Origin of the sequence: Amycolatopsis acidiphila (genome assembly GCF_021391495.1) — a bacterium.
GTDB classification, from domain to species: Bacteria; Actinomycetota; Actinomycetes; order Mycobacteriales; family Pseudonocardiaceae; genus Amycolatopsis_E; species Amycolatopsis_E acidiphila.
On the sequence record NZ_CP090063.1, the window covers coordinates 3,999,222 to 4,018,281 of the forward strand.

General features: G+C 72.8%; 21 protein-coding genes, 3 pseudogenes and 1 riboswitch. Of the genes and pseudogenes, 9 read left to right on the forward strand and 15 right to left on the reverse strand.

Annotated features, from left to right (window positions below):
* Positions 1-105 precede the first annotated feature (105 nt).
* Positions 106-558: a MarR family winged helix-turn-helix transcriptional regulator gene (locus LWP59_RS19490; RefSeq protein ID WP_229857514.1), complete on the forward strand. Its 453-nt coding sequence runs from the start codon at positions 106-108 to the stop codon at positions 556-558.
* An 88-nt stretch (positions 559-646) separates the two neighbouring features.
* On the opposite strand, the gene LWP59_RS19495 is transcribed toward LWP59_RS19490, so the two are convergent.
* Positions 647-1,444, reverse strand: coding sequence for an inositol monophosphatase family protein (locus LWP59_RS19495; RefSeq protein ID WP_144638632.1), 798 nt, complete (start codon positions 1,442-1,444; stop codon positions 647-649).
* A complete protein-coding gene (locus tag LWP59_RS19500) occupies positions 1,437-2,075 on the reverse strand; it encodes a GTP cyclohydrolase II (RefSeq protein WP_144638630.1) in 639 nt (212 codons plus the stop codon). The genes LWP59_RS19495 and LWP59_RS19500 overlap by 8 nt, the downstream gene beginning before the upstream one ends.
* Positions 2,076-2,128: 53 nt before the next feature.
* Here LWP59_RS19500 and LWP59_RS19505 point away from each other — a divergent pair, with 53 nt between their 5' ends.
* Positions 2,129-2,824: a creatininase family protein gene (locus LWP59_RS19505; RefSeq protein WP_144638628.1), complete on the forward strand. Its 696-nt coding sequence runs from the start codon at positions 2,129-2,131 to the stop codon at positions 2,822-2,824.
* 84 nt (positions 2,825-2,908) lie between these two features.
* Here LWP59_RS19505 and LWP59_RS19510 read toward each other — a convergent pair.
* The 5 genes and pseudogenes from LWP59_RS19510 to LWP59_RS19530 form a co-directional block, all read right to left on the reverse strand.
* Positions 2,909-3,730: pseudogene (locus LWP59_RS19510) on the reverse strand (lysylphosphatidylglycerol synthase transmembrane domain-containing protein); the annotation flags it as partial.
* Positions 3,694-4,497 carry a class I SAM-dependent methyltransferase gene (locus LWP59_RS19515; RefSeq protein ID WP_222425535.1) on the reverse strand — a complete coding sequence of 268 codons (804 nt, stop codon included), beginning with the start codon at positions 4,495-4,497 and terminating at the stop codon, positions 3,694-3,696. The gene LWP59_RS19515 and the pseudogene LWP59_RS19510, both read right to left, overlap by 37 nt.
* Positions 4,494-5,522, reverse strand: a complete 1,029-nt coding sequence (locus LWP59_RS19520) for a glycosyltransferase family 4 protein (RefSeq protein WP_144638625.1) — start codon at positions 5,520-5,522, stop codon at positions 4,494-4,496. The genes LWP59_RS19515 and LWP59_RS19520 overlap by 4 nt, the downstream gene beginning before the upstream one ends.
* The gene (locus tag LWP59_RS19525; protein ID WP_144638623.1) at positions 5,519-5,917 is read right to left on the reverse strand and encodes a 6-pyruvoyl trahydropterin synthase family protein; all 399 of its coding nucleotides are present in this window, start codon (positions 5,915-5,917) and stop codon (positions 5,519-5,521) included. Before LWP59_RS19525 ends, LWP59_RS19520 begins: the two co-directional genes overlap by 4 nt.
* Position 5,918: 1 nt before the next feature.
* Positions 5,919-6,896, reverse strand: coding sequence for a zinc-dependent alcohol dehydrogenase (locus LWP59_RS19530; protein WP_144638621.1), 978 nt, complete (start codon positions 6,894-6,896; stop codon positions 5,919-5,921).
* Between the two features lie 42 nt (positions 6,897-6,938).
* On the opposite strand from LWP59_RS19530, the gene LWP59_RS19535 reads away from it, so the two are divergent.
* Positions 6,939-7,751, forward strand: coding sequence for a CDP-alcohol phosphatidyltransferase family protein (locus LWP59_RS19535; RefSeq protein WP_144638619.1), 813 nt, complete (start codon positions 6,939-6,941; stop codon positions 7,749-7,751).
* Here the strand turns inward: LWP59_RS19535 and LWP59_RS19540 are convergent.
* Positions 7,646-8,617 (reverse strand): magnesium transporter CorA family protein, encoded by a 972-nt coding sequence (locus tag LWP59_RS19540; RefSeq protein ID WP_144638617.1) that lies wholly within the window; start codon positions 8,615-8,617, stop codon positions 7,646-7,648. The genes LWP59_RS19535 and LWP59_RS19540 overlap by 106 nt on opposite strands.
* Positions 8,618-9,031: 414 nt before the next feature.
* Here LWP59_RS19540 and LWP59_RS41080 point away from each other — a divergent pair.
* From LWP59_RS41080 to LWP59_RS19550, 3 genes and pseudogenes are all read left to right on the forward strand, one after another.
* Positions 9,032-9,100 (forward strand): annotated as a pseudogene (locus tag LWP59_RS41080) (hypothetical protein); the annotation flags it as partial.
* Between the two features lie 60 nt (positions 9,101-9,160).
* A pseudogene (locus LWP59_RS19545) lies at positions 9,161-9,625 on the forward strand (D-alanine--D-alanine ligase); the annotation flags it as partial.
* A 154-nt stretch (positions 9,626-9,779) separates the two neighbouring features.
* Positions 9,780-10,418 carry a hypothetical protein gene (locus tag LWP59_RS19550; RefSeq protein WP_144638615.1) on the forward strand — a complete coding sequence of 213 codons (639 nt, stop codon included), beginning with the start codon at positions 9,780-9,782 and terminating at the stop codon, positions 10,416-10,418.
* 64 nt (positions 10,419-10,482) lie between these two features.
* Here LWP59_RS19550 and LWP59_RS19555 read toward each other — a convergent pair whose 3' ends face one another.
* The 5 genes from LWP59_RS19555 to LWP59_RS19570 all read right to left on the reverse strand — a co-directional run bounded on the left by LWP59_RS19555 (position 10,483) and on the right by LWP59_RS19570 (position 13,658).
* Positions 10,483-12,129 carry a PP2C family protein-serine/threonine phosphatase gene (locus tag LWP59_RS19555; RefSeq protein ID WP_229857513.1) on the reverse strand — a complete coding sequence of 549 codons (1,647 nt, stop codon included), beginning with the start codon at positions 12,127-12,129 and terminating at the stop codon, positions 10,483-10,485.
* Positions 12,130-12,310: 181 nt separating this feature from the next.
* Positions 12,311-12,433 carry a hypothetical protein gene (locus tag LWP59_RS40390; RefSeq protein ID WP_267903764.1) on the reverse strand — a complete coding sequence of 41 codons (123 nt, stop codon included), beginning with the start codon at positions 12,431-12,433 and terminating at the stop codon, positions 12,311-12,313.
* Entirely contained in the window at positions 12,430-12,606 is a 177-nt protein-coding gene (locus LWP59_RS19560) for an ATP-binding protein (RefSeq protein ID WP_186383242.1), read from the reverse strand. Before LWP59_RS19560 ends, LWP59_RS40390 begins: the two co-directional genes overlap by 4 nt.
* A 101-nt stretch (positions 12,607-12,707) precedes the next feature.
* Positions 12,708-13,070, reverse strand: a complete 363-nt coding sequence (locus tag LWP59_RS19565; RefSeq protein WP_144638611.1) for an STAS domain-containing protein — start codon at positions 13,068-13,070, stop codon at positions 12,708-12,710.
* 165 nt (positions 13,071-13,235) lie between these two features.
* Positions 13,236-13,658: a DUF5709 domain-containing protein gene (locus tag LWP59_RS19570; RefSeq protein WP_144638609.1), complete on the reverse strand. Its 423-nt coding sequence runs from the start codon at positions 13,656-13,658 to the stop codon at positions 13,236-13,238.
* A 145-nt stretch (positions 13,659-13,803) separates the two neighbouring features.
* On the opposite strand from LWP59_RS19570, the gene LWP59_RS19575 reads away from it, so the two are divergent.
* Both LWP59_RS19575 and LWP59_RS19580 read left to right on the forward strand, forming a co-directional pair.
* On the forward strand, positions 13,804-14,307 hold the full coding sequence (locus tag LWP59_RS19575) for a hypothetical protein (RefSeq protein ID WP_144638607.1): 504 nt from the start codon (positions 13,804-13,806) through the stop codon (positions 14,305-14,307).
* 116 nt (positions 14,308-14,423) lie between these two features.
* Positions 14,424-15,917, forward strand: coding sequence for a CYTH and CHAD domain-containing protein (locus LWP59_RS19580; protein ID WP_144638605.1), 1,494 nt, complete (start codon positions 14,424-14,426; stop codon positions 15,915-15,917).
* A gap of 6 nt (positions 15,918-15,923) precedes the next feature.
* Here the strand turns inward: LWP59_RS19580 and LWP59_RS19585 are convergent, their stop codons facing one another.
* Both LWP59_RS19585 and LWP59_RS19590 read right to left on the reverse strand, forming a co-directional pair.
* Positions 15,924-17,117 (reverse strand): lytic transglycosylase domain-containing protein, encoded by a 1,194-nt coding sequence (locus LWP59_RS19585; RefSeq protein ID WP_144638603.1) that lies wholly within the window; start codon positions 17,115-17,117, stop codon positions 15,924-15,926.
* 194 nt (positions 17,118-17,311) lie between these two features.
* Complete coding sequence (locus tag LWP59_RS19590) at positions 17,312-18,091, reverse strand: ANTAR domain-containing protein (protein WP_144638601.1); 780 nt, start codon at positions 18,089-18,091, stop codon at positions 17,312-17,314.
* Positions 18,092-18,181: 90 nt separating this feature from the next.
* On the opposite strand from LWP59_RS19590, the gene LWP59_RS19595 reads away from it, so the two are divergent.
* Entirely contained in the window at positions 18,182-18,790 is a 609-nt protein-coding gene (locus LWP59_RS19595) for a hypothetical protein (RefSeq protein ID WP_144638599.1), read from the forward strand.
* 112 nt (positions 18,791-18,902) lie between these two features.
* A riboswitch (guanidine-I (ykkC/yxkD leader) is annotated at positions 18,903-19,014 on the forward strand.
* Positions 19,015-19,060 lie beyond the last annotated feature (46 nt).

Consider the following 19,060-nt stretch of genomic DNA (forward strand, 5'->3'; position numbering starts at 1 on the left):
TGTGCTTCTGTTCCCACTCGAAACCGATCCGTGACTCTCCGCGCCCGAAACGTCCGGATTACCGGGATCCTGCGTTTCCGCGGGCGCCTGCGTCACCATGTACAGGTGCCCACACCGCAGAAGACCGCCGCGCCGCCGAGCCTGCTGTACCTGGTCAAACAGCTGGAGCTGGCGGTCCGCGCCCGCCTCGACGACATCCTGCGCCCCGCCGGCATCACGTCCCTGCAGTACACCGCGCTCACCGTGCTCGAACGCCGGTCCGGCCTCACCACGGCCGGGCTCGCGCGCAACTCGTTCGTCACCGACCAGACGATGGCGGGCATGGTGAACGCCCTGGAGGACCGCGGCCTCATCAGCAGGCAGCACGACCAGGAGGACCGGCGGCGGCGCGTCATCCTGCTCACCGATGCGGGACGCGACGTCCTCGACCGGTTCCGCGACGAGGTCACCGCCCTGGAGACACGCATGGTCTCGGGCCTCGGCCCGGACGAGTCCGCCACGCTGCGGCACTACCTCGGGACCTGCCATGCCGCGCTCTCGGCGCGACCTCCGCACTGACGTCTTTGCGGGTTTTTTAGGTGGCCACGCGATGATTTCGCGTAAAAAGCCGCGCCGTATAGGGCGTTATACATTGATTGTGGCCGGTTCACCCGGTGGCGAGCGCGCGCCGCACCGCGGCCATGACCTCGTCGCGGAGGCCGGGGCAGACGGCGATGGTGGCCGCGGAACCGGCGGTGTGCGAGGTGTCGTCGCCGTCGAGCACCAGCCCGCCCGCTTCGCGGACGAGCAGCACGCCGGCCAGCGTGTCCCACGGCAGGTTCGCCAGGATCACCGAGCCCTCGAGCTTTCCCTGCGCCACCCAGGCGAGGTCGATCGCGGCCGTGCCGAGCATCCGGATCCGCTGCGCGCGGGCGCCCAGCTCCGCCAGCAACGTGAGCCGGGCCCGGTTCTTCACCTCGGCGCCCTCCCCCACGGCGAAGTCCCCGATCGCGAGCACGGCGTCGGCGAGATCCGTCGCACCGGACACCTGGATGCGCTCGTCGCCCGCGTAGGCGCCGTAGCCTTCGACGGCGACGTAGTCCACGCCGAGGAACGGCAGGTCGATCGCCGCGAGCACGCCCCGTCCGCCCTCGACGAGCCCCAAGGACGTGCCGCACAACGGGATGCCGCGCGCGAAGTTCGCCGTCCCGTCGACCGGGTCCAGCGCCCACCACAGCCCGCCCGCCGGGCCGGTGCGGCCGTGCTCCTCGCCGAGGACGCCGATCTCCGGGGTCTCCCTGGTGAGAAAGTCCCGCACCGCCTCCTCGACGGCCAGGTCCACATCGGTCACCAGGTCGCGCTCCGCCTTGGCGGTGACCGAAACGGGCGCGCGGGCGAGCACGATCCGGTGCGCGATCGCGACCGCCTCCCTGGCGACCGGCAGCAGCGCACGGTGGTCAGCCATGCCGCTCGCGCACCGCGAACTGGTCCAGCTGCGGTAGATCGTGGCCCAGCCGGTCCCGTTTCGCCCGCAGGTAGGCGATGTTGTCCGCACTCGGCGGCATCAGCAGCGGAACCCGGGCGGTGACCTGGATCCCGTGCTCCTCCAGCGACCGGATCTTGTCGGGGTTGTTGGACATCAGCCGCACCGAGCGCACCCCGAGGTACGCCAGGATCCCCGCGGCCGGCGTGTAGTCCCGGGTGTCCACCGGCAGGCCCAGGCTCGTGGCCGAGTCCACCGTGTCCAGGCCCGCCTCGTCCTGCAGCACGTGCGTGCGCACCTTCGCCACCAACCCGATGCCGCGCCCCTCCTGACCGCGCAGGTACACGAAGACGCCGCTGCCCTCGCCGACGATCGCGTCCAGCGCGGCGTCGAGCTGTTCGCCGCACTCGCAGCGCACCGCGCCGAAGATGTCCCCGGTCATGCACTCCGAGTGCACCCGCACCAGCACGTCGTCGCACGGCGGCCGTTCGCCGTGGACCAGTGCCATGTGCTCGTGTCCGCCGTACCGGAAGGCGACGGCGTGGAACTTCCCGCGGCGGGTCACCAGTTCGGACTCCGCGACGTCTTCGTCGGCGACGATCTGCTCGTGCATCCGCTCCCCTTGCTCCGATGGTCCGGGCCGCGCTTTCCCGGTATACACGACAAATGGACCTGTTGCCGTTCAACACCACCGCCGAAATCCGCGAGAGCGAAGCCTCGGTGGCGGTGCTGCCGGTCGGCAGTCTGGAGCAGCACGGCGCGTTCCTGCCCCTGACGACCGACACCGTGATCGCCTGCACGCTCGCGCGGGAGATCGCTTCGGCCCATCCGGTGCGGTTGCTGCCTCCCATCACGATCTCGTGCTCGCACGAGCACGCGGCGTGGCCGGGAACCGTGAGCATCACGGCGAAAACGCTGTACTCGATGGTCACCGACATCGCCGATTCCCTTCGTCAGGGCGGAATCCGCCATCTCGTGCTGGTCAACGGCCACGGTGGGAACTACGTGCTGGCCAACGTCGTGCAGGAGAGCCGGGGCGCCATGGCCCTGTTCCCCGGCCTGCCCGAGTGGGACGAGGCGCGGGCGGCGGCGGGGCTGGAGACCTCCAGCGACACCGACATGCACGCCGGCGAGCTCGAGACCTCCATCCTGCTGCACGCCCATCCGCAGCTGGTCCGGACCGGCTACGAGACGGCCGACTCAGTCGCCGAGGACCGGCGCCATCTGCTGACGGTGGGGCTGGCGGGCTACACGAGGTCGGGCGTGCTCGGGCGTCCTTCGCTCGCCACCGCCGGCAAGGGCGAGCGCGTGCTCGCCGCGCTCGTCGACGCGTTCCGCGGGCACCTCGCGTTGTTCGGCTGACCGGCGCAGGAACAACACGACGGCACCGGGCAGGGCCGCGACGAGCGCCAGCACCCCGTACACCACCGCGGCGGTGACGCCCTGGGCCGCGCCGAGGCCAGCCGCACCGAAGGCGACGGCCGCGAACGCCTCGCGCGGGCCGTACCCGCCGATGTTCACCGGCAGTCCCATCACCAGCAGCGTCAGCACGATCAGCGGGACGAGCTGGGCGACGGGTGCCGTCACCCCCGCGGCCCGGATGGCGACCACGTACATAGTCACGTGTCCCACGACCGTCAGCGCCGAGAGCAGCGTGATGCCCGGTAAGGTCGCGCGGCCGAGCAGCCCGAGGCGCGCGTCGGCGAACGTGGTGACGATCCGGCGGCGGATCGGCGCGGCGCCGTGGCCCCACCTCGCCCAGCACGCGAGCGCGGCCACCGCGACGAGCACGCCGGCCACTCCGAGGACGACCCCGCGGCCGGGCACCAGCACGCCGGCCAAACCGGGGTCCGCCAGCAGCACCACGACGGCGACCGCGATGAGCACCAGCTGTCCCGCGAACCGTTCGAGGAACACCGCCCGGACGCCGCGCCCGAGGTCGCCGGACTGCTGGCCGTGGCTGACCGCGCGGTGCACGTCGCCGAGCACGCCCGCGGGGAGCACGGCGTTGAGCAGCAGGGCGCGGTAGTAGTCCCCCACCGCCTCGCCCAGCTTCAGCGGCAACCCGAGACTGCGGGCGACGAGACACCACCGCCAGGCGCCGGCCACCGTGGTCAGCAGGCCGATGGCGAGCGCGGCCGCGAGCGACCGCCCGTCGATCACCCGCAGGCCGTCGAGGAAGGCGCCGGTGCCGAGCCGCCAGACCAGGACGCCGAGGATGGCGGCGGAGATCAGGAGCCTGAGCCAGGGCCAGAGTCTGTTGAGCAAGGCGCACCACCGATCGCGAGCAGGTCGACGTGGCCGATCGCGACCTCGCTGTCGAACCGGCGACGCTGGTAGTCCGCGGCGTGGGGCAGCAGCTCCGGTCGCTGCTCGCACGCCGCCTCTACCCAACCACGAAGCCACTGCCGCAAAAGTTCACCCGGACCCAGCCGCCACGGGCTGCGCCGGCTGTGCACGACGGCGCCGCGCCGGACGAAAGCCTCGACCGTGGTCTGCACCGCGTCCGGGCCCAGCAGCTTCCGGCCACCGCTGAGCCGCCGCTGATGCTCGTTGAAGGCGTCGGAGAACCGCGGGTCGAGCGGATCGGGCCGGCTGAACTCGACCTCGCCCGCGACCGAAAGGGTCAGCAGCGCCGGGCAGCCCGCACCGGTGCACGCCTGCGCGAGCCCGTCGACCTCTTCCGCCGTCAGCAGGTCGAGCAGCGCCGAGGCGGTGACGAGCGAGGCGCCCGCCAGGTCGTCCGCGGTCAACGCCGTCAGATCACCGGCGCGGGTCTCGGCCGGGGCTGGGATGCCCGCCTCCGCGCGGGCGAGCAGCCGCGGGTCGCGGTCGTGCAGGACCCAGCGCTGCGGCCGCGGCAGCAACGGCACCAGCCAGCGGCCCATCGACCCCGTGCCACAGCCCAGGTCGTGCACGACCAGCGGTCCTTCGGGGAGCGCCGCACGCAACGGCTCGAGCAGTTCCGCGGCACGCGCTCTCGTGTCGGCCTTTTCCCGCAGTGCCAGCCAGTCCGGGCTGAACTCCGGCGTCACAGCCGTGCCAGCACCGCCGCCATCCGGCGGGATGTCTCGATCCACGGCGCCAGCATGCCACGGCGAACGCGCGCCGCGTCGCGAAGCGCCCGCCGCCGCCCCGGGTCGCCGAACCAGTCCCGCAGGCCCCGTGCCAACGCGGCCGCATCGCCCGGCGGTACCGTCATTCCCGCCACACCAAGGGTTTCCGCGATCCCGGCGACGTCGGTGGCCAATACGGGGACGCCGCGCGCGAGCGCCTCCGTCACGACCATGCCGTAGGTCTCGGCCAGCGAGGGCAGGATCACGAGATCGGCGGCCGCGTAGGCGTCGTCGAGCGCGGCGCCGGTCAGCGGGCCGGCGAGGTCGATCCGGTCGCCCAGGCCGTGCCGCTCGACCAGCTCCCGCACGCGCGCGACGAAGCCCGGCTCCCGGCGCAACGGCCCGGCGAAGGTGCACCGCCACGGCTCCTCGACGGCCGCGAGGGCTTCGACGAGCAGGTCCTGGCCCTTGCGCGGAGTCACCGACGCGACGCAGAGCAGCTGCGAGACGCCGTCGGTCCCGGGCACGAGCGGGGCGGGATCGGTGCCGGGCGGGACGACGTGCACCTTTTCCGGGGCGAGCCCGTGGTGTGCGGCGAGCCGCCGCGCCGCCCACGGGCTCGTCGCGACGACGACGTGCGCAGCGCGCAGCGTCTCGCGTTCCCGCGTGTCCAGGTCGGCCGCGTCCGCGGGCGTGAGACCCGTCTCGTCGGCGAGCGGAAGATGCACCAGAACGGCGAGCCGGAGCCGCTGTGCCTGGGGCACCACGACTTCCGGCACTCCACAAGCGACTATCCCGTCGAGCAGCACCACGCCGCCGTCGGGGATCGCAGCCAGCGCCGCGGCCAGCCCGGCGGTGCTCGCCGGGCGTGGCCACGACTCGGAAAGCGCTGTCTCGTGCACGCCGGGCAGCCCTTCGCACAGGCGGCGGTCGTAGACGTTGCCGCCACTGGGGACGGTCACGTCGTCGACGTCGCCGGGCAGCACGACGTGCACCGCTGTCACAGTTCGCGCTCGTAGCCCGCGGAGGCGACGTGGGACTCGTGCAGCGTCACGGCGATCCCGGCGAGGCCGCGCGCACCCTCGCCGAGTGCCCCGGCGTGCACCCGCTCGGCGAGCGTGTCGGCGATGTGCTTGGCGAGGAACTCGGTCGAGGTGTTGACGCCCTCGAACGCGGGCTCGTCGTCGAGGTTGCGGTAGTTGAGGGCGGCGAGCACCGCGCCCAGCTCGGTGGTGGCCAGTCCGATGTCGACGACGATGTTGTCGGCGTCGAGCTCGGCGCGGCGGAACGTCGCGTCCACCACGAAGGTGGCGCCGTGCAGGCGCTGTGCCGGGCCGAAGACCTCGCCGCGGAAGCTGTGGGCGACCATGATGTGGTCGCGGACGGTGATGCTGAACATGTCACGAACCGTAGACAATCCGGTGGCACAACGCCGGAAGCTCGCCCCCGGCGAGCCGCGGCAGCACCTCGGGCAGCTCGGCGAACCGGCTTTCCCCGGTGATCAGGACGTCGAAGGCCGGATCGGACAGGAGGTCGAGGGCCAGAGCGAGCCGGTCGCGATAGGTCCGCCGGGCGCGCCGCGCGGGCGAGACCGCTCCCACCTGGCTGCTGCGCACCGCCAGCCGCCGCGAATGGAAGAACTCCCCCAGCGGCACGCTGACCTTCCGGTCGCCGTACCAGCTCAGCTCGATCACCTCGCCCTCGGTGCCCAGCAGCTCCAGCGACCGCGCGAGACCCGCCTCGCTGGCGCTGGCGTGCACGACGAGGTCGCACTCCCCCGCCGCCTCCTGCGGCGAGGCGAACTCGATCCCGAACGCCTCCGCGATCTTCGCCCGCTCCGGGTCCTGGTCGACCAGCTGCACCCGCGCACCGGGAAACCCGGCGAGCACGCCGGCGACGCTGGAGCCCACCATGCCTGCCCCGACCACGGCGATGCGGTCGCCGACGAGCGGCGCGGCGTCCCACAAGGCGTTCACGGCCGTCTCGATCGTGCCGGCGAGGATTGCCCGTTCGGGCGGCACCGAGCCGGGCACGACGGTCACGGCATCCGCGGGCACGACGTACCGGGTCTGGTGCGGGTAGAGGCAGAACACGGTCCGCCCGGCCAGTTCGTCAGGCCCCTCCTCCACGACGCCGACGTTGAGGTAGCCGTACTTCACCGGCCCGGGGAACTCGCCCTCCTGGAACGGCGCCCGCATGATCTCGTACTGGTTGGGTGGCACGCCGCCCCGGAACACCAGCGCCTCGGTACCCCGGCTCACCCCGGAGAACAGCGTGCGGACCAGCACCTCCCCGGGCCCGGGGGCACCGAGGGTGAGCGCCCGGATCTCCCCGCCGTGGGGGGGTTTGAACCAGAACGCCTGTCCGTCTCGTGTCATCCACGACCTCCAGAAGAACTTCGGGCACGCACAAGGGGCACGATGATCACACGAGCTCAGTACAGCACGGCCGGGCCGGCGCAGGAGCTGACCGCCGCGGTGAGTGCCCAGCTCCTGCTGCTGGCCGTGCTCACCACCGCGGCCGGGCTCGGCCCCGCCGGCTGGCTCGCCGGCTCGGTGTTCGCGGCCACGCTGTGGGCGCTGCTCACCTCGGCGCTGCACCGCTCGCGGTCGCACGCGCTCGGCCCCGCCGACCTTGTCACCCTCGCCAGGGCGGTGCTCGTCGGCGGGGTCGCCGCGCTGGTCGCCGACCGGCTCGGCACGCAGCCCCCCGCGCTGTTCGTCACGCTGGCCTCGGTCGCGCTCGCGCTCGACGCGGTGGACGGGCAGGTGGCGCGGCGCACCGGCACGGTCTCGGCGCTGGGTGCGCGGTTCGACATGGAGGTCGACGCGTTCCTGATCCTCACGCTCAGCGTCCAGCTCGCGCTCACCCAGGGCGCGTGGGTGCTGGCGATCGGCGCGATGCGCTACGGCTTCGTCGCGGCGGCGTGGGCGCTGCCGTGGCTGCGCGGGGCGCTGCCGCCGAGCCTCGCCCGCAAGACGGTCGCCGCGGCACAGGGCATCGCGCTCGTCGTCGCCGGCGCCGGAGTGCTCCCCGCCCTCGCCGCCGTCGTGCTCACCGGTACCGCACTGGCGCTGCTGACCTGGTCATTCGGCCGGGACGTGCACCGGCTGTGGCGCCACCGCGATCAGAGCCAGTCGCGCCGTTTGAACAGCACGTACAGCGCGCCGGCGATGACGACGATCGCGACCGTGGACGCGATGAAGCCCGACCACTGCGAATACCCGGGATAGGGCACGTTCTGCCCGTAGAAGCCGGTGATCGCGGTGGGCACCGCGATGATCGCCGCCCAGCCGGTCAGCTTCTTCATGATCACGTTGAGCCGGTTGCCCTGGATCGTCAGCTGGGTCTCGCGGATCGTGGTGACCAGGTCGCGCAGGGACTCCGTCCACTCCGACGCGCGCAGCACGTGGTCGTAGACGTCCTGGAAGTACGGCGCCATGGTCTCGTCGACGAGCCCGAGGTCGTGGCGCATCAGCGAGTTCACGACCTCGCGCATCGGCAGCACCACCCGCCGCAGCTTCACCAGGCTCTTGCGCAGGTGCAGTGAGCGGCGCTGCATGTCCTTGTGGTCCACCCGGTCGGCGAACACCAGGTCCTCGAGCGCCTCGATCTGGTCGTCGAGCGACTGCACCGACTCGAAGTAGCCGTCGACGACGTAGTCGAGCAGGCCGTGCAGCAGGAACGCGACGCCGCTCTTGGCCAGCTCGGCGGCGGAGTCCCAGCGCGCGACGACCGCTTCGATGTCGAAGTGATCGGACTTGCGGACCGTCACCAGTGCACGTTCCGTCACGAACGCGTCGATTTCGGCGCTCGCGAGGACCCCGGACTCCTGGTCCAGCTCGACCGCGTAGGCGGTGAGGAACGAGTGGGTGTCGTACCGGTCCAGCTTGGAGCGCTGGTGCTCGGAGACCGCGTCCTCGACCGCCAGCCGGTGCAGGCCCAGCTCCTGGCTCACCACGGCGAGATCCTGTTCCGTCGGCGCGCACAGGTCGTACCACACGGTCACGCTCGTGTCGCGCAGGTACTCCGAGAGCTCTTCCGGCGGGAAGTCCTCGGCCTCGAGGACCCCGTTGCGGTACGCGCGTGTGCGGGCCATGAGTGTCAAGGGTAGGCCCGGCCGGCGCACGTCCGGCAACGGTGACTGCGGACGTGTCCCGGCGGTGCCGGTTCGGTCCGGTCGGCGAACTCTGCCCGTTTGCTTCCCACCTGATCCCGGACAGACAGGCTTCGACGGCTTTCCTTGCCGTCACCGCCGACCGGGCATGACTCTCGGCGATGTGCAGCACGACGTGATGGCCGAGGCGACGATGGACCTCGGTGCCATCGCGCACAATACCGCCGTGTGCGCCGCGAGCACCACGGCCGGGGTGATGGCCGTGGTCAAGGCCGACGGTTCGGCCACGGCGCGGTCGCGACCGCGCAGGCGGCACTGAGCGGTGGCGCGATCCACCCGCACGACGCGGACCTGCGCGAGGCCGTCGCCGCGGACGTCGACGTCTCGGTGTCCTCTGTGGACCACCTCGCCGCGGTCGTCTCCCCCGGGCTGGTGCCGTCCGTGCATCTGAAGGCAGACACCGGATTGCACCGCAACGGATTCGTCGCCGGGGACTGGGCCGGGCTGGTGGAGCGAGTGTCCCGGGTGGACGATTGGACGCGGCTGCCCGCCGCGCTCGAAGAAGCCCGGCGCAGCGACGGGAAGGTGCTCGTCGAGGCCGCGGTGTCCGGCCGCGAGATCGACATCGGCGTCCTGGAGGAGCCCGGCGGTGAGCTGCGGGTCAGCCCGCCGCTGGAGATCCTCACCGGCGAGGCCTTCTTCGACTACGACGCCGAGTACGCCGACGCGGCGACGGTGCTCGACGTGCCCGCGTCGATGGACCCGCTCGTCGAGGCCAGGCTCGGGGACCAGGCCGTGCGTGCCTTCCGGGCGCTGGACTGCCTGGGACTGTTGCGGGTGGACTCCTTCCTCTCCGACGACGGCGGGCTCGTCGTCAACGAGGTGAACACGTTTCCGGGCTTCACCAGCCATTCGCAGTACCCCGCGATGTGGGGCGCGACCGGGCTGAGCTACCCGAAGCTGATCGACGCGCTCGTCGAGACCGCGCTCTGGCATGCCGATCGGCGGGTGGCCGCGCCGCTCCCCTGTGGACACTGGAGCGCTGAGCGCAACCCCGGACGCGGATTTCAGCCGAACGGGCGGTTGGCGCGGAAACCAGCCGATCCGGTTTGCAGTGCGCAGCACTGCCGCCCAGGATCGAGGCATGGCAGAGAGCACGCCTTCGGACGAGGACACCGGCAGCACGACCACCGACTTCACGGCCACCCTGTGGGGCTACCGCAGGCAGGAGGTCGACGAGTACGTGCGGGCCGTGCGGGTCAGGGCCGAACGCCAGGCCGCCGCGCTGGCCGACGCCGAGCAGCGGCTGGCCGAGCTGGGCGCCGACCCGGCGGTGCCGATCGAGCTGCCTGGTTCGGGCAACATCGGTGCGCGGGTCGAGCGGATAGTGGCACTGGCCGAGTCGGAGGCGCGGGAGATCCGCGAGCTGGCCGAGCACGACGTCGCCCAGCTGCGGGCGGACGTGGAGCGCGAGGCCGACCAGGCGCGGCGCTTCCGCGAGCAGGCCGCGAAGGCCTCCGCCGAGGAGTCCCGGCGGATGATCGCGCGCGCCGAGAGCGAGGTCGCGAAGCTGCGGGACACCCGCAACGACTTGCTCACCCAGCTGGTCAAGATCGGCGAGACGGTCGATCGCGTCACCGACCGCCTGGAGGAGAAGACCACGCCGAAGCCGCGCGAGCCGCTCGCGGAGGCCAAGCCACGGGAGCCGGAGGCCAAGCCGAAGCCACGGGAGCCGCTGACGGACGTGAAAGCGCGCCTGGGCAAGGCTGCCGCCGCCGGCTGAGTCCAGCTGCCGGTGGTGGCAGTCGGCCGCCAGTCCGCGCCCGCGCCCGATCGTCGCCCGCGCGTCATTCGTAGTGGACGTACAGCAGGGCCACGTCGTCGTCGTGGCGGCTGCCGGTCAGGCTGCGGATCAGCTCGTCGCAGGTGGCCTCGACGTCGGCGCTCGCGGCCAGGGCGTTCAGCTTGTCCAGCAGGATCGTCATACCCTCGGTCAGATCGCGGGTGTGGCTCTCGATGAGGCCGTCGGTGTAGAGCACGAGCCGCATGCCGGGCGCGAAGCCGCACTTCTCCTGCGGGAACTCGGTGCCGACGCCGAGCGGCATCGCGAGCGCCTCGCCGATCTCCTCGGTCGTCCCGTCCCCGGCGAGCAGCACCGCGGGAAGGTGCCCGGCGTTGGCGTAGGTGAGCGTGTCGTCGGCCCGGTCGTGCACCGCGTAGAGGCAGGTCACGAACGACGCCTCGGGTGTCGCCCCGACGAGCTGCGACACGGTGTGCAGCACCTCCGACGGCGACAGCTCCAGCAGCGCACACGAGCGGATCGCGGTGCGCACCTGGCCCATGATCGCCGCGGCTGTCACGCCATGGCCCACGACGTCGCCGATGACGAACGCGGTCCGCCCCTGCCCCAGCTCGATCACGTCGAACCAGTCGCCGCCGACCTTCGACCCGGTGGACGCGGGCTGGTAGCGCGAGACGATCCGCATCCCGTCGATCGCCGGCGCCTTCGGCACCATGCTGCGCGCCAGCTCACTGGCCATCGTCCGCTCCCGCGCGAAGAACCGCGCGTTGTCCAGCGCGATCGCGGTGTAGCCCGCGATGCCCTCCGCCAGGTACTCCCCGCGCTCGTCGAACCGGCCCGGCTCGTCGTGGCCGAAGAAGAACCCGCCGAGCACCTCGCCGGTGGACGGCGCGATCACCGGCACCGCGAGGTAGCTGCGCACCGGCAGGTGCCCCTCCGGCATCCCGTAGTGTGGGGCGTTGTGGCCGTAGCGGGGGTCGCGGGTGATGTCGCCGCTGCGGACCGTGCCGACCCCGTCGAACGTCGGCGCGAAGACCTGTGTGTTGCGGGGCATGGGAAAGCTGGAGAATGCCGAGCGCGGCACCCCGGAAAGCGTGTAGAGCGTGTAGGACTCGCCGTACTCGTTGATCAGGTTGTAGAAGAAGGCGCCGAACGCGGCGCCGGTGACCCGGGTGGCCGCGTCCGTGGCTTCCTGCACCAGTACGTCGAGCTCGAGCTGCGCGGTGAGCCGGCGGCCGACGGCGTGCAGAGTGTCGACCACGACCGCTTCGGCGCGCAGCCGCTCGACGACCCGTTCCAGCTCCTCGGCCCGCGCGGCGGCCGCGTCCTCGACCGCCGCCACCCCGTCCTCGCCGGTCAGCGCCGCGCGGACCGCCGCGGCGACCACCGCGAAGTCGCCCGCGGCGTCCGCGGGCACCTCGGCCGACGCGTGCAGCGCGACCCGGTAGGTCTTGTCGCCGTCGAGGGCTCCGCCGAAGGAGTGCGCTTCGGCCGCCGCATCCGGTTCGCCCGCCAGGCCGGCGAGCTCGCCCGCCACGAACACCCGCACTCCGGCCAGCTCGCGGGTGAACCAGCCGTGGATCTCCTGCGCGATCGCGCCGGCGGGATCCGGTGTGTCCCGGGTGGCGCGGCGGACGGTGGCCGCGAGCCGCATCGCCGCCGGCAGGCCGAACGAAGCCAGACGGTCAGGCACCGGTGGCCTCCTTCCGGAATGCAGGAAGACAGCCTAACCGGCACCGGGCGGGAACGCCCAGGCACCGGTGACGGCTAGAACGTGCCGTCCACCGCGGGGAAGGCGTCCAGCGGCCAGCTCATCCGGACCCGGGTGCCCTGGGGCGTCGACTCGATGTCGACCACGCCCGCGAGTGCCTCCATCAGCGGATGCCGCGGCCACGCAGGCCGCCGTCGGAGTCGGGGGTGCGCCACCGGCCGTCGTCCTCGACGGTGACCGCGACGCGGCCGGGCTGTCCCGGCCCGTTCGCCAGCACCGCGTTCATCCGCAGCGTGCCGGGCTCGCGGTGCGGTAGGCGTGCTCGACTGCGTTGGCCATGGCCTCGTAGACCGCCAGGCTCATCACCTCGACCAGCTCGGGAGCCAGCCCGGCCGTGACCGCCCACTCGTCGAGCCGGTGCCGCAGATCGCTCGCGTTCGCCGCGAGCGCGGGCAGCACGGCACGCAGCTCCGGAGTGCCGGAGTGCCGGAAAGCGCGCGGCGCCGTCCCACGGTGATCGCGTCGTCCTTTCTCCTGCCCTCGGGCCGCGTGGCCACGGGTCAGCCCGCCATGGCCTGCTCGGTCGTCGGGTACACAGCCAGCTCGGTGGTCAGCTTCGTCAGCTCCAGCGGCCGCAGGGTCACCCTGCTGGCGGCCACCACCCGGACCCGGGTGCGCTCGCCGCTCCCGCGGTGGGCCGCGACCAGCACCGCCATCCCGGCCGAGGCCAGGAAGGTCACCCCACTGAGGTCGATCACGAGCACCGCGGGCGGTCCCTCGCGCAGGGCGCCGTCGACCTTCCGCTGCAGTTTGGGGGCGGTGGCCAGGTCCAGCTCCCCCGTCACCCGCAGGACCACCGCGTCCCCCGCGGGCTCCGCGATGACGGTCCCGTTCTCCTCGGGGATGCGGTCTTCGGCTGTCATGGGGACATCATGCCCGGCCCCGGCCGGAGAAGCTAACCGGGCGGACCGGGCACGCCGCCCGGGGCGATTACCGCCGGGGAGGCCGCCCGGCCCGCCGGGTCGCGCGGCGGCCTGCCACCAGTGTCCACAGTGGACGTCTACTGTGGACACACGCCCGCGGTTCGTTCAGCGCTCGTCGGATTCGGGGACGAGGTGGATCGCGGCCTCCTCGGCGGAGGCGCCCGCGCCGTCGACGCCGATGTCGGTCGCCCACAGCTCGTTGTCGCCGCCGTCGCCCGCGACGAGGCGGCCGGCACGCAGGTCGCCGACCTCGTCGTCGATCAGCTCGCCGTCGGTGTCGCCGGAGTCGCCGAGGCCGTCCCCGTCGTCCTGGCGGCCGTCGGGCAGCTCGCGCCCCAGCCGCCGGCCGAGGCCTTCCCCGGCCTCCTCCTCGCGGGGGGTGGTCCCCCAGCCGGCGGCGGCCCAGGGACGCTCGGCGGCGGTGTAGCCCTCGTCGAGCGGGTCCTCGGGGCGCCCGTACTCGAGTGTGTCGGCGCCGTCGAGCTGCTCGAAAACGTCGTCATCGTTGTCATCCGGCCAGTCGGCCATGGTCCTGCTCCCTCGTGCGCGCCCAGCCGGCAAAGCCTACGACACGAGGGCACCCGGGGCGGGGGATCGCGCGGAAAGAATAACGATTTCGCGCGACCGCGAAATTGCCCAGCGCGGCCGGACACGGTGCTCTAGGTTTCCCGGCATGACCGACTCACCAGGACCTTACGAGGCCTACCCCAGCGGCCCGGGAGACGTCTCCCAGCCGAGCAAGCCCCCGGTACCCACGACGATCAACGTCGCGTTCTACTGCTACGTGGTGTCGACGGTGATCGGCATCGTCTCGGCGCTGCTGCTGCTGGGCACCAAGGACCAGATCGCCGACCAGCTGCGCCGGGCCAACACCTCGGGGCTGACCGAGGACCAGATCCAGAGCGCGGCCCAGGTCGCACTGATCGTCGCCGTCGTGATCGCACTGCTGTTCGCGCTCGTCTACCTGTGGCTGGCGTTCAAGCTGCGGGCCGGGCGCAACTGGGCGCGGATCACGCTCACCGTGCTGACCGTGCTGCAGGTGGTCTCGCTGGCGGCCGGCCGCGGCGGCACGATCGTCGGCTACCTGAGCCTTCTGCTGGCGGTGGTGGGCCTCGTCTTCGCCTACCTCGGCACGTCGAACCAGTACATCAACACCGTCAAGCAGTCACGGTCCTGAGCCGCGGGCCGGGAACCTCCGACATCGGGCGGGGGTTCCCGGCCGCGTTGCCGGAAAATCCGCTCTCCGTTCCCGCACAAGGGTTTTGACTTGCGAGTTCATGGGCAGTCAGTACCATGAACTCCCCCACACCCATGACCGTGGTGGAGCGGGAACGGAAGTTCGACCTCGACGCCGACCAGCCCGTCCCCCGGCTGGACGGCGTGGGACCCGTTGCCGCACAACGAGAACCGGTCGAGACGACGCTGCACGCGACCTACTTCGACACGCCGGGCTACCGGCTCGCGCGGGCGAGGACCACCCTGCGGCGGCGCACCGGCGGCGGGGACGAGGGCTGGCATCTCAAACGGCCGGTGGCCGACGAGGCCCGCGAAGAGGTCCATCTCCCCCTCGACAGCGGCACGGACACGGTGCCGGAGGGGTTGCGGGAGCTGGTCGAGTCCGTGCTCGGCGGCGAGGAGCTGGCGCCGGTCGTGCACCTCAAGACCGTGCGCCGCAGCCACGACCTCGTGAACGCCGAAGGCGCGGTGCTCGCCACGCTGACCGACGACCAGGTCTCCGGCGAGACGGCCGGCGACGTGCTGCACCTGGACGGCTGGCGCGAGCTGGAGGTCGAGCTGGCGCCCTCGGCCGATCCCGCACTGCTCGGCACGCTCGGCGACGCGCTGGTGGCGGCGGGCGCGCGGCCCGGGCACTGGCCGTCGAAGCTGCGGCGGCTGCTCGGCGATCGCGTGCCGTCCGACGAGGAGGCGCCCGGCCGCCGGTCGAACGCCGGTGACGTGGTCGTGGCCTATCTGCGCGGGCAGCTGGCGGCCGTGCGGGAGCACGATCTGGGCGTCCGGCGCGACGACGAGGACTCCGTGCACCAGCTGCGGGTCGCGATGCGGCGGATGCGCAGCGCCCTCACGGTCTTCCGGCACGTGCTCGATCGGGCGGCCACGCGCGGGGTGTCGGCCGAGCTGAAGTGGGCCGCCGGGGAGCTGTCCCCGGCGCGGGACACCGAAGTGCTGCACGCGTACCTGGCGGAGCGGCTGGCCGGACTACCCGCCGAAGCCCTCGTCGGCGACGCCGCGGCACGGCTCGACGCGCACTTCGAGCAGCAGGCCACCGAGGCGAGGGCGCGGGCGCGTGAAGCACTCAAGGGCGGCCGGTACGCCGCGTTGATCGGCTCCCTGGAACAGCTGCTGGCCGAGCCACCGCTGACCGCCAGGGCGGCGGAGCCGGCGAAGGCCGAGCTGGGCCGGGCGATCGAGCGGGCGCACCGGAAGCTGAGCCGGGCCGTCGAGCGGCTGGGCGAGCTGGAGCCCGGCCCGGATCTCGACGCGGGGCTGCACGAGGTGCGGAAGAAGGCCAAGCGGGCGCGCTACGGCGCCGAGGCGGTGGAACCGGTGGCGGGCAAGGGACTGCGCCGGTGGCAGCAGTCGGTCAAGGCCGTGCAGCGGACGCTCGGCGGGCACCACGATTCGGTGGTGGCGCGGGAGGTCCTGCGTGACCTGGGCGGCACACCGGGCGCCTTCAGCTATGGCGTGCTCTACGACCGTGAGCTCGGCCGGGCCGCCGCGTTGCACCAGCGGTTCACCGAGCAGTGGCGCGAGGTCTCCCCGCCCTGACCGTGCTCAGCCGCAGGCCGGCGGCGGGGTCGTCGACGGCGTGGTCGTCGTGGTGGCGGGCGGGGTCGCCGTGGTCGTCGTCGTGTCCGATGTGGACGGTGGGGTCGTCGGGCAGGTCGGCGAGGTCGGCGTTCCGCTCGTCGTGGTGGTCGGCGTCGTCGTCGTGGTGGCTGATGTCGTGCTGGTCCTGCTCGGCGGGGTGAAGCGGGGCAATGAGGTCGTGCTCGTCGTCGACGTGCCGCCCGACGGCGGCGGACTCGTCGGAGGCGCGGGCGTGCCGGCCGCCGCGAGCACCGGCGCCGGCGGCGCTTCGACGGCCGGGCCGGGCAGGCCCGCGGACCCGTCGACGGGACCGGCGGGCAGCTGGCCGTCGGGCACCGAGTTCGCGCCGCCGGCGTACGCGTCGGCCCACAGCAGGACGGTGCGGACGTAGGAGTCCGACTGGTTGTAGCGGAACACCGCCTGCGCGCGCTGCTGCGGGTCACGCAGGTCCGCGCCGCCCGCGCACAGGAACTTCCCTGCCGCGAGGGAGGCGTCGTAGAGGTTGTCCGGGTCGGCCACGCCGTCGCCGTTGCCGTCGGACGCGTAGTGGTGCCAGGTGCCCGGGATGAACTGCATCGGCCCGACCGCGCGGTCCCACCGGGTGTCGCCGTCGTAGGCGCCGCCGTCGGTGTCCGGGATCGCGGCGACGCCGGCGCCGTCGAGGATCGGGCCGAGGATCGGCGCGAGCGTGGTGCCGTGTGCGTCGACCCTGCCGCCGCGCGCGTGGTTCGACTCGATCCGCCCGATGGAGGCCAGCAACGACCAGCTGACGTGGCAGTTCGGCGCGAACCGGGCCACCTCCTGCTCGGCGCGGTGATAGGCCCGTAGCGCGGACTCGGGGATGCCGAGCGCGCCGACCACCGGCGCCCCGAGCGGCGTGATGGGCACGTCGTCGAACGAGGGCAGCTGCTGGGCCAGCATCATCGGGCTGCCCGCGGCGGCGAGCAGTCCCGGGCTCAGCGCGGGCTGCTCGGGCGCCCGCCCGTCCGCGCCGACGGCGTGGGTGTCCACAGTGGACGTCAGTCCGAGTGGGACGCCGCCGCTGGACAGGAGCGGGACCAGTGCCAGCGACGCCACCGCCAGCGCGCCGGCTTTAGCGCGGTGCGCCTGGGATCTCCGGCTCTGCCGCTCGGCGGTCCGGCGGTCCTCACGTCGCATGCACGCTCCCAGGCTCGTCCTCCACCGGAAGCGCCACGCCCCCGGCGTGGCCGATGATATAGCCGCGGCCGGGCACACGGAACCGGTTGCACCGGGTGGCGTTTCCGGCCCCGCGCACTACTTTCGTACGAAAGTGGCCTCGAGGTGGTCCGAACGGAACAGGCGGACGGGAAACCCGACGGCGGCGCCGGGCCTCAGATCTCGTTGCGCCGCCGCACCAGCATCGCCGCTACCTCGGCCAGCTTGACGTTGAGATCCTGGGAGGTGCGGCGCAGGATGTCGAACGCCTCGTCGGCGCCGATGCCCTGGCGCTGCATCAGGATGCCCTTCGCCTGGCCGATCACGTCCCGCGAGCGCAGCGCCTCGCGCAGCTGCGCGGCCTCCAGCTCCGCCGCCGTGACCGCCTCGGTGGCGGTCAGCGCGGTCGCCGCGTAGCCGGCCAGCAGGATCGCCAGCTGACGGTCGATGCCGTCGAGCCCATACGGCCGGAAGGCGTAGAAGTTGAGCGCGCCCAGCCTGGGCGGCGCGTTGGTGGGAAACAACCCCACCGCGAACACGCTGTGCACACCGGCCCTCGTCGCCGCCGGGCCCCACCGGGACCACGGGGAGTTCGCGGTGAGGTCCGGCACCTCGACGACGGCCGCGCCCGGGGTGCGGGTGGCCTCGACGCACGGGCCCTCGTCGTGGGTGTACTGCAGTTGGTCGAGCTCGTCGGCCAGCTTGTCCGTGCGCACCGGCGTCGTGTAGATGCCGGACGGGGCACGCAACGTCACGCTCACCATGTCGGCGGGCGAAACCAGCGCCTTCGCCGCCCCCACGACCCGGTCGAGGACCTCGGCGACCGTGATACCGGTCAGCAGCAGCTCGCCGAGCGCGTCGAACTGCCGGGCGAGCGGGCCCTCCCACGCCAGGTCGCCCTGCCCGTCGCGGGCGAACCGGGTGCGGTCCGCGGTCCATTCCTGCTCGCTGGTCACCGGACCATTCTGCCCGACCGGCCGACGGCGCCGGCCCGTGGTGCGGCGGTAGGTTGCCCCGCGTCCCCGCACGGCCGAAAGGGTCCCCGCATGAAGGTCTACGCCGAACGTCCCGTCCGCCGCACCGCCCAGGCGGTCAGCGACCTGTTCGCGCTCCTGCTCACCGCGTTCGCGGTCTGGCTGGGCCTCACGGCGCACGGGCAGGTGATGAAGCTGCGGGCACCCGGCGACGGGCTCGTCGACGCCGGCCAGGGCCTGACCCACACGTTCGACTCGGCGGCGGACAACGCCGACGACGTCCCGCTGATCGGCAAGGCGCTCGCCGGCGCCCTGCACACCGGCTCCGACGCGGGCACGAAGCTCGCCGACGCCGGGCACTGGCAGGTCGAGGCGGTCGGGAGCCTCGCGTTCTGGATCGCGGCGGTGCTCATCGCGGTGCCGGTGCTCTTCCTGCTCGTGACGTGGCTGCCGCTGCGGTGGCGGTTCACCCGCCGGGCCACCGCGGGCGCCCGGCTGCGCGGCCTCGGTGCGGCCGGGCAGGACCTGCTGGCGCTGCGCGCCCTGACCACCCAGCGGCTGCCCCGGCTCGCCGCCGTGGGCGACATCGCGACCGGCTGGCGCGAGCGCGATCCCGAGGTGCTGGCCAAGCTCGCCCGCTGGGAGCTGGAGCGGCTGGGGCTGCACTCCGCGGGCGTGTGAACGGCAGATCACGCGATCGGCGCCTCGCATGCGGCGCCGGATACACCGCGTTCACCTCGAGGACCCGGCGGTGACACGGCGGGACGGTGCACTGTTGACGACCCGCACCAGTGCGGGGCGCGTCTAGGGTTCCGCCACCGCGAACGGTGGGCCTGGTCCGAGAGACGCAGGCGGTCCGCTCGGCAGACGGCACCGTTCCACGGCGGGAGAAAAGCCCGGGAGGCCATCACGGCCCCGGGCTGCCTGCGTGGTCCGGGACCTGATCCGGAG

Excerpts from the sequence above, each read along its gene's own strand:
- LWP59_RS19495 (WP_144638632.1), bottom strand. The coding sequence starts at position 1,444 with ATGGCTGACCACCGTGCGCTGCTGCCGGTCGCCAGGGAGGCGGTCGCG.
- LWP59_RS19500 (WP_144638630.1), bottom strand. The coding sequence starts at position 2,075 with ATGCACGAGCAGATCGTCGCCGACGAAGACGTCGCGGAGTCCGAACTG.
- LWP59_RS19505 (WP_144638628.1), top strand. The coding sequence starts at position 2,129 with ATGGACCTGTTGCCGTTCAACACCACCGCCGAAATCCGCGAGAGCGAA.
- LWP59_RS19525 (WP_144638623.1), bottom strand. The coding sequence starts at position 5,917 with ATGTTCAGCATCACCGTCCGCGACCACATCATGGTCGCCCACAGCTTC.
- LWP59_RS19530 (WP_144638621.1), bottom strand. The coding sequence starts at position 6,896 with ATGACACGAGACGGACAGGCGTTCTGGTTCAAACCCCCCCACGGCGGG.
- LWP59_RS19535 (WP_144638619.1), top strand. The coding sequence starts at position 6,939 with ATGATCACACGAGCTCAGTACAGCACGGCCGGGCCGGCGCAGGAGCTG.
- LWP59_RS19540 (WP_144638617.1), bottom strand. The coding sequence starts at position 8,617 with ATGGCCCGCACACGCGCGTACCGCAACGGGGTCCTCGAGGCCGAGGAC.
- LWP59_RS19550 (WP_144638615.1), top strand. The coding sequence starts at position 9,780 with ATGGCAGAGAGCACGCCTTCGGACGAGGACACCGGCAGCACGACCACC.
- LWP59_RS40390 (WP_267903764.1), bottom strand. The coding sequence starts at position 12,433 with ATGAACGCGGTGCTGGCGAACGGGCCGGGACAGCCCGGCCGCGTCGCG.
- LWP59_RS19565 (WP_144638611.1), bottom strand. The coding sequence starts at position 13,070 with ATGACAGCCGAAGACCGCATCCCCGAGGAGAACGGGACCGTCATCGCG.
- LWP59_RS19570 (WP_144638609.1), bottom strand. The coding sequence starts at position 13,658 with ATGGCCGACTGGCCGGATGACAACGATGACGACGTTTTCGAGCAGCTC.
- LWP59_RS19575 (WP_144638607.1), top strand. The coding sequence starts at position 13,804 with ATGACCGACTCACCAGGACCTTACGAGGCCTACCCCAGCGGCCCGGGA.
- LWP59_RS19580 (WP_144638605.1), top strand. The coding sequence starts at position 14,424 with ATGAACTCCCCCACACCCATGACCGTGGTGGAGCGGGAACGGAAGTTC.
- LWP59_RS19585 (WP_144638603.1), bottom strand. The coding sequence starts at position 17,117 with ATGCGACGTGAGGACCGCCGGACCGCCGAGCGGCAGAGCCGGAGATCC.
- LWP59_RS19595 (WP_144638599.1), top strand. The coding sequence starts at position 18,182 with ATGAAGGTCTACGCCGAACGTCCCGTCCGCCGCACCGCCCAGGCGGTC.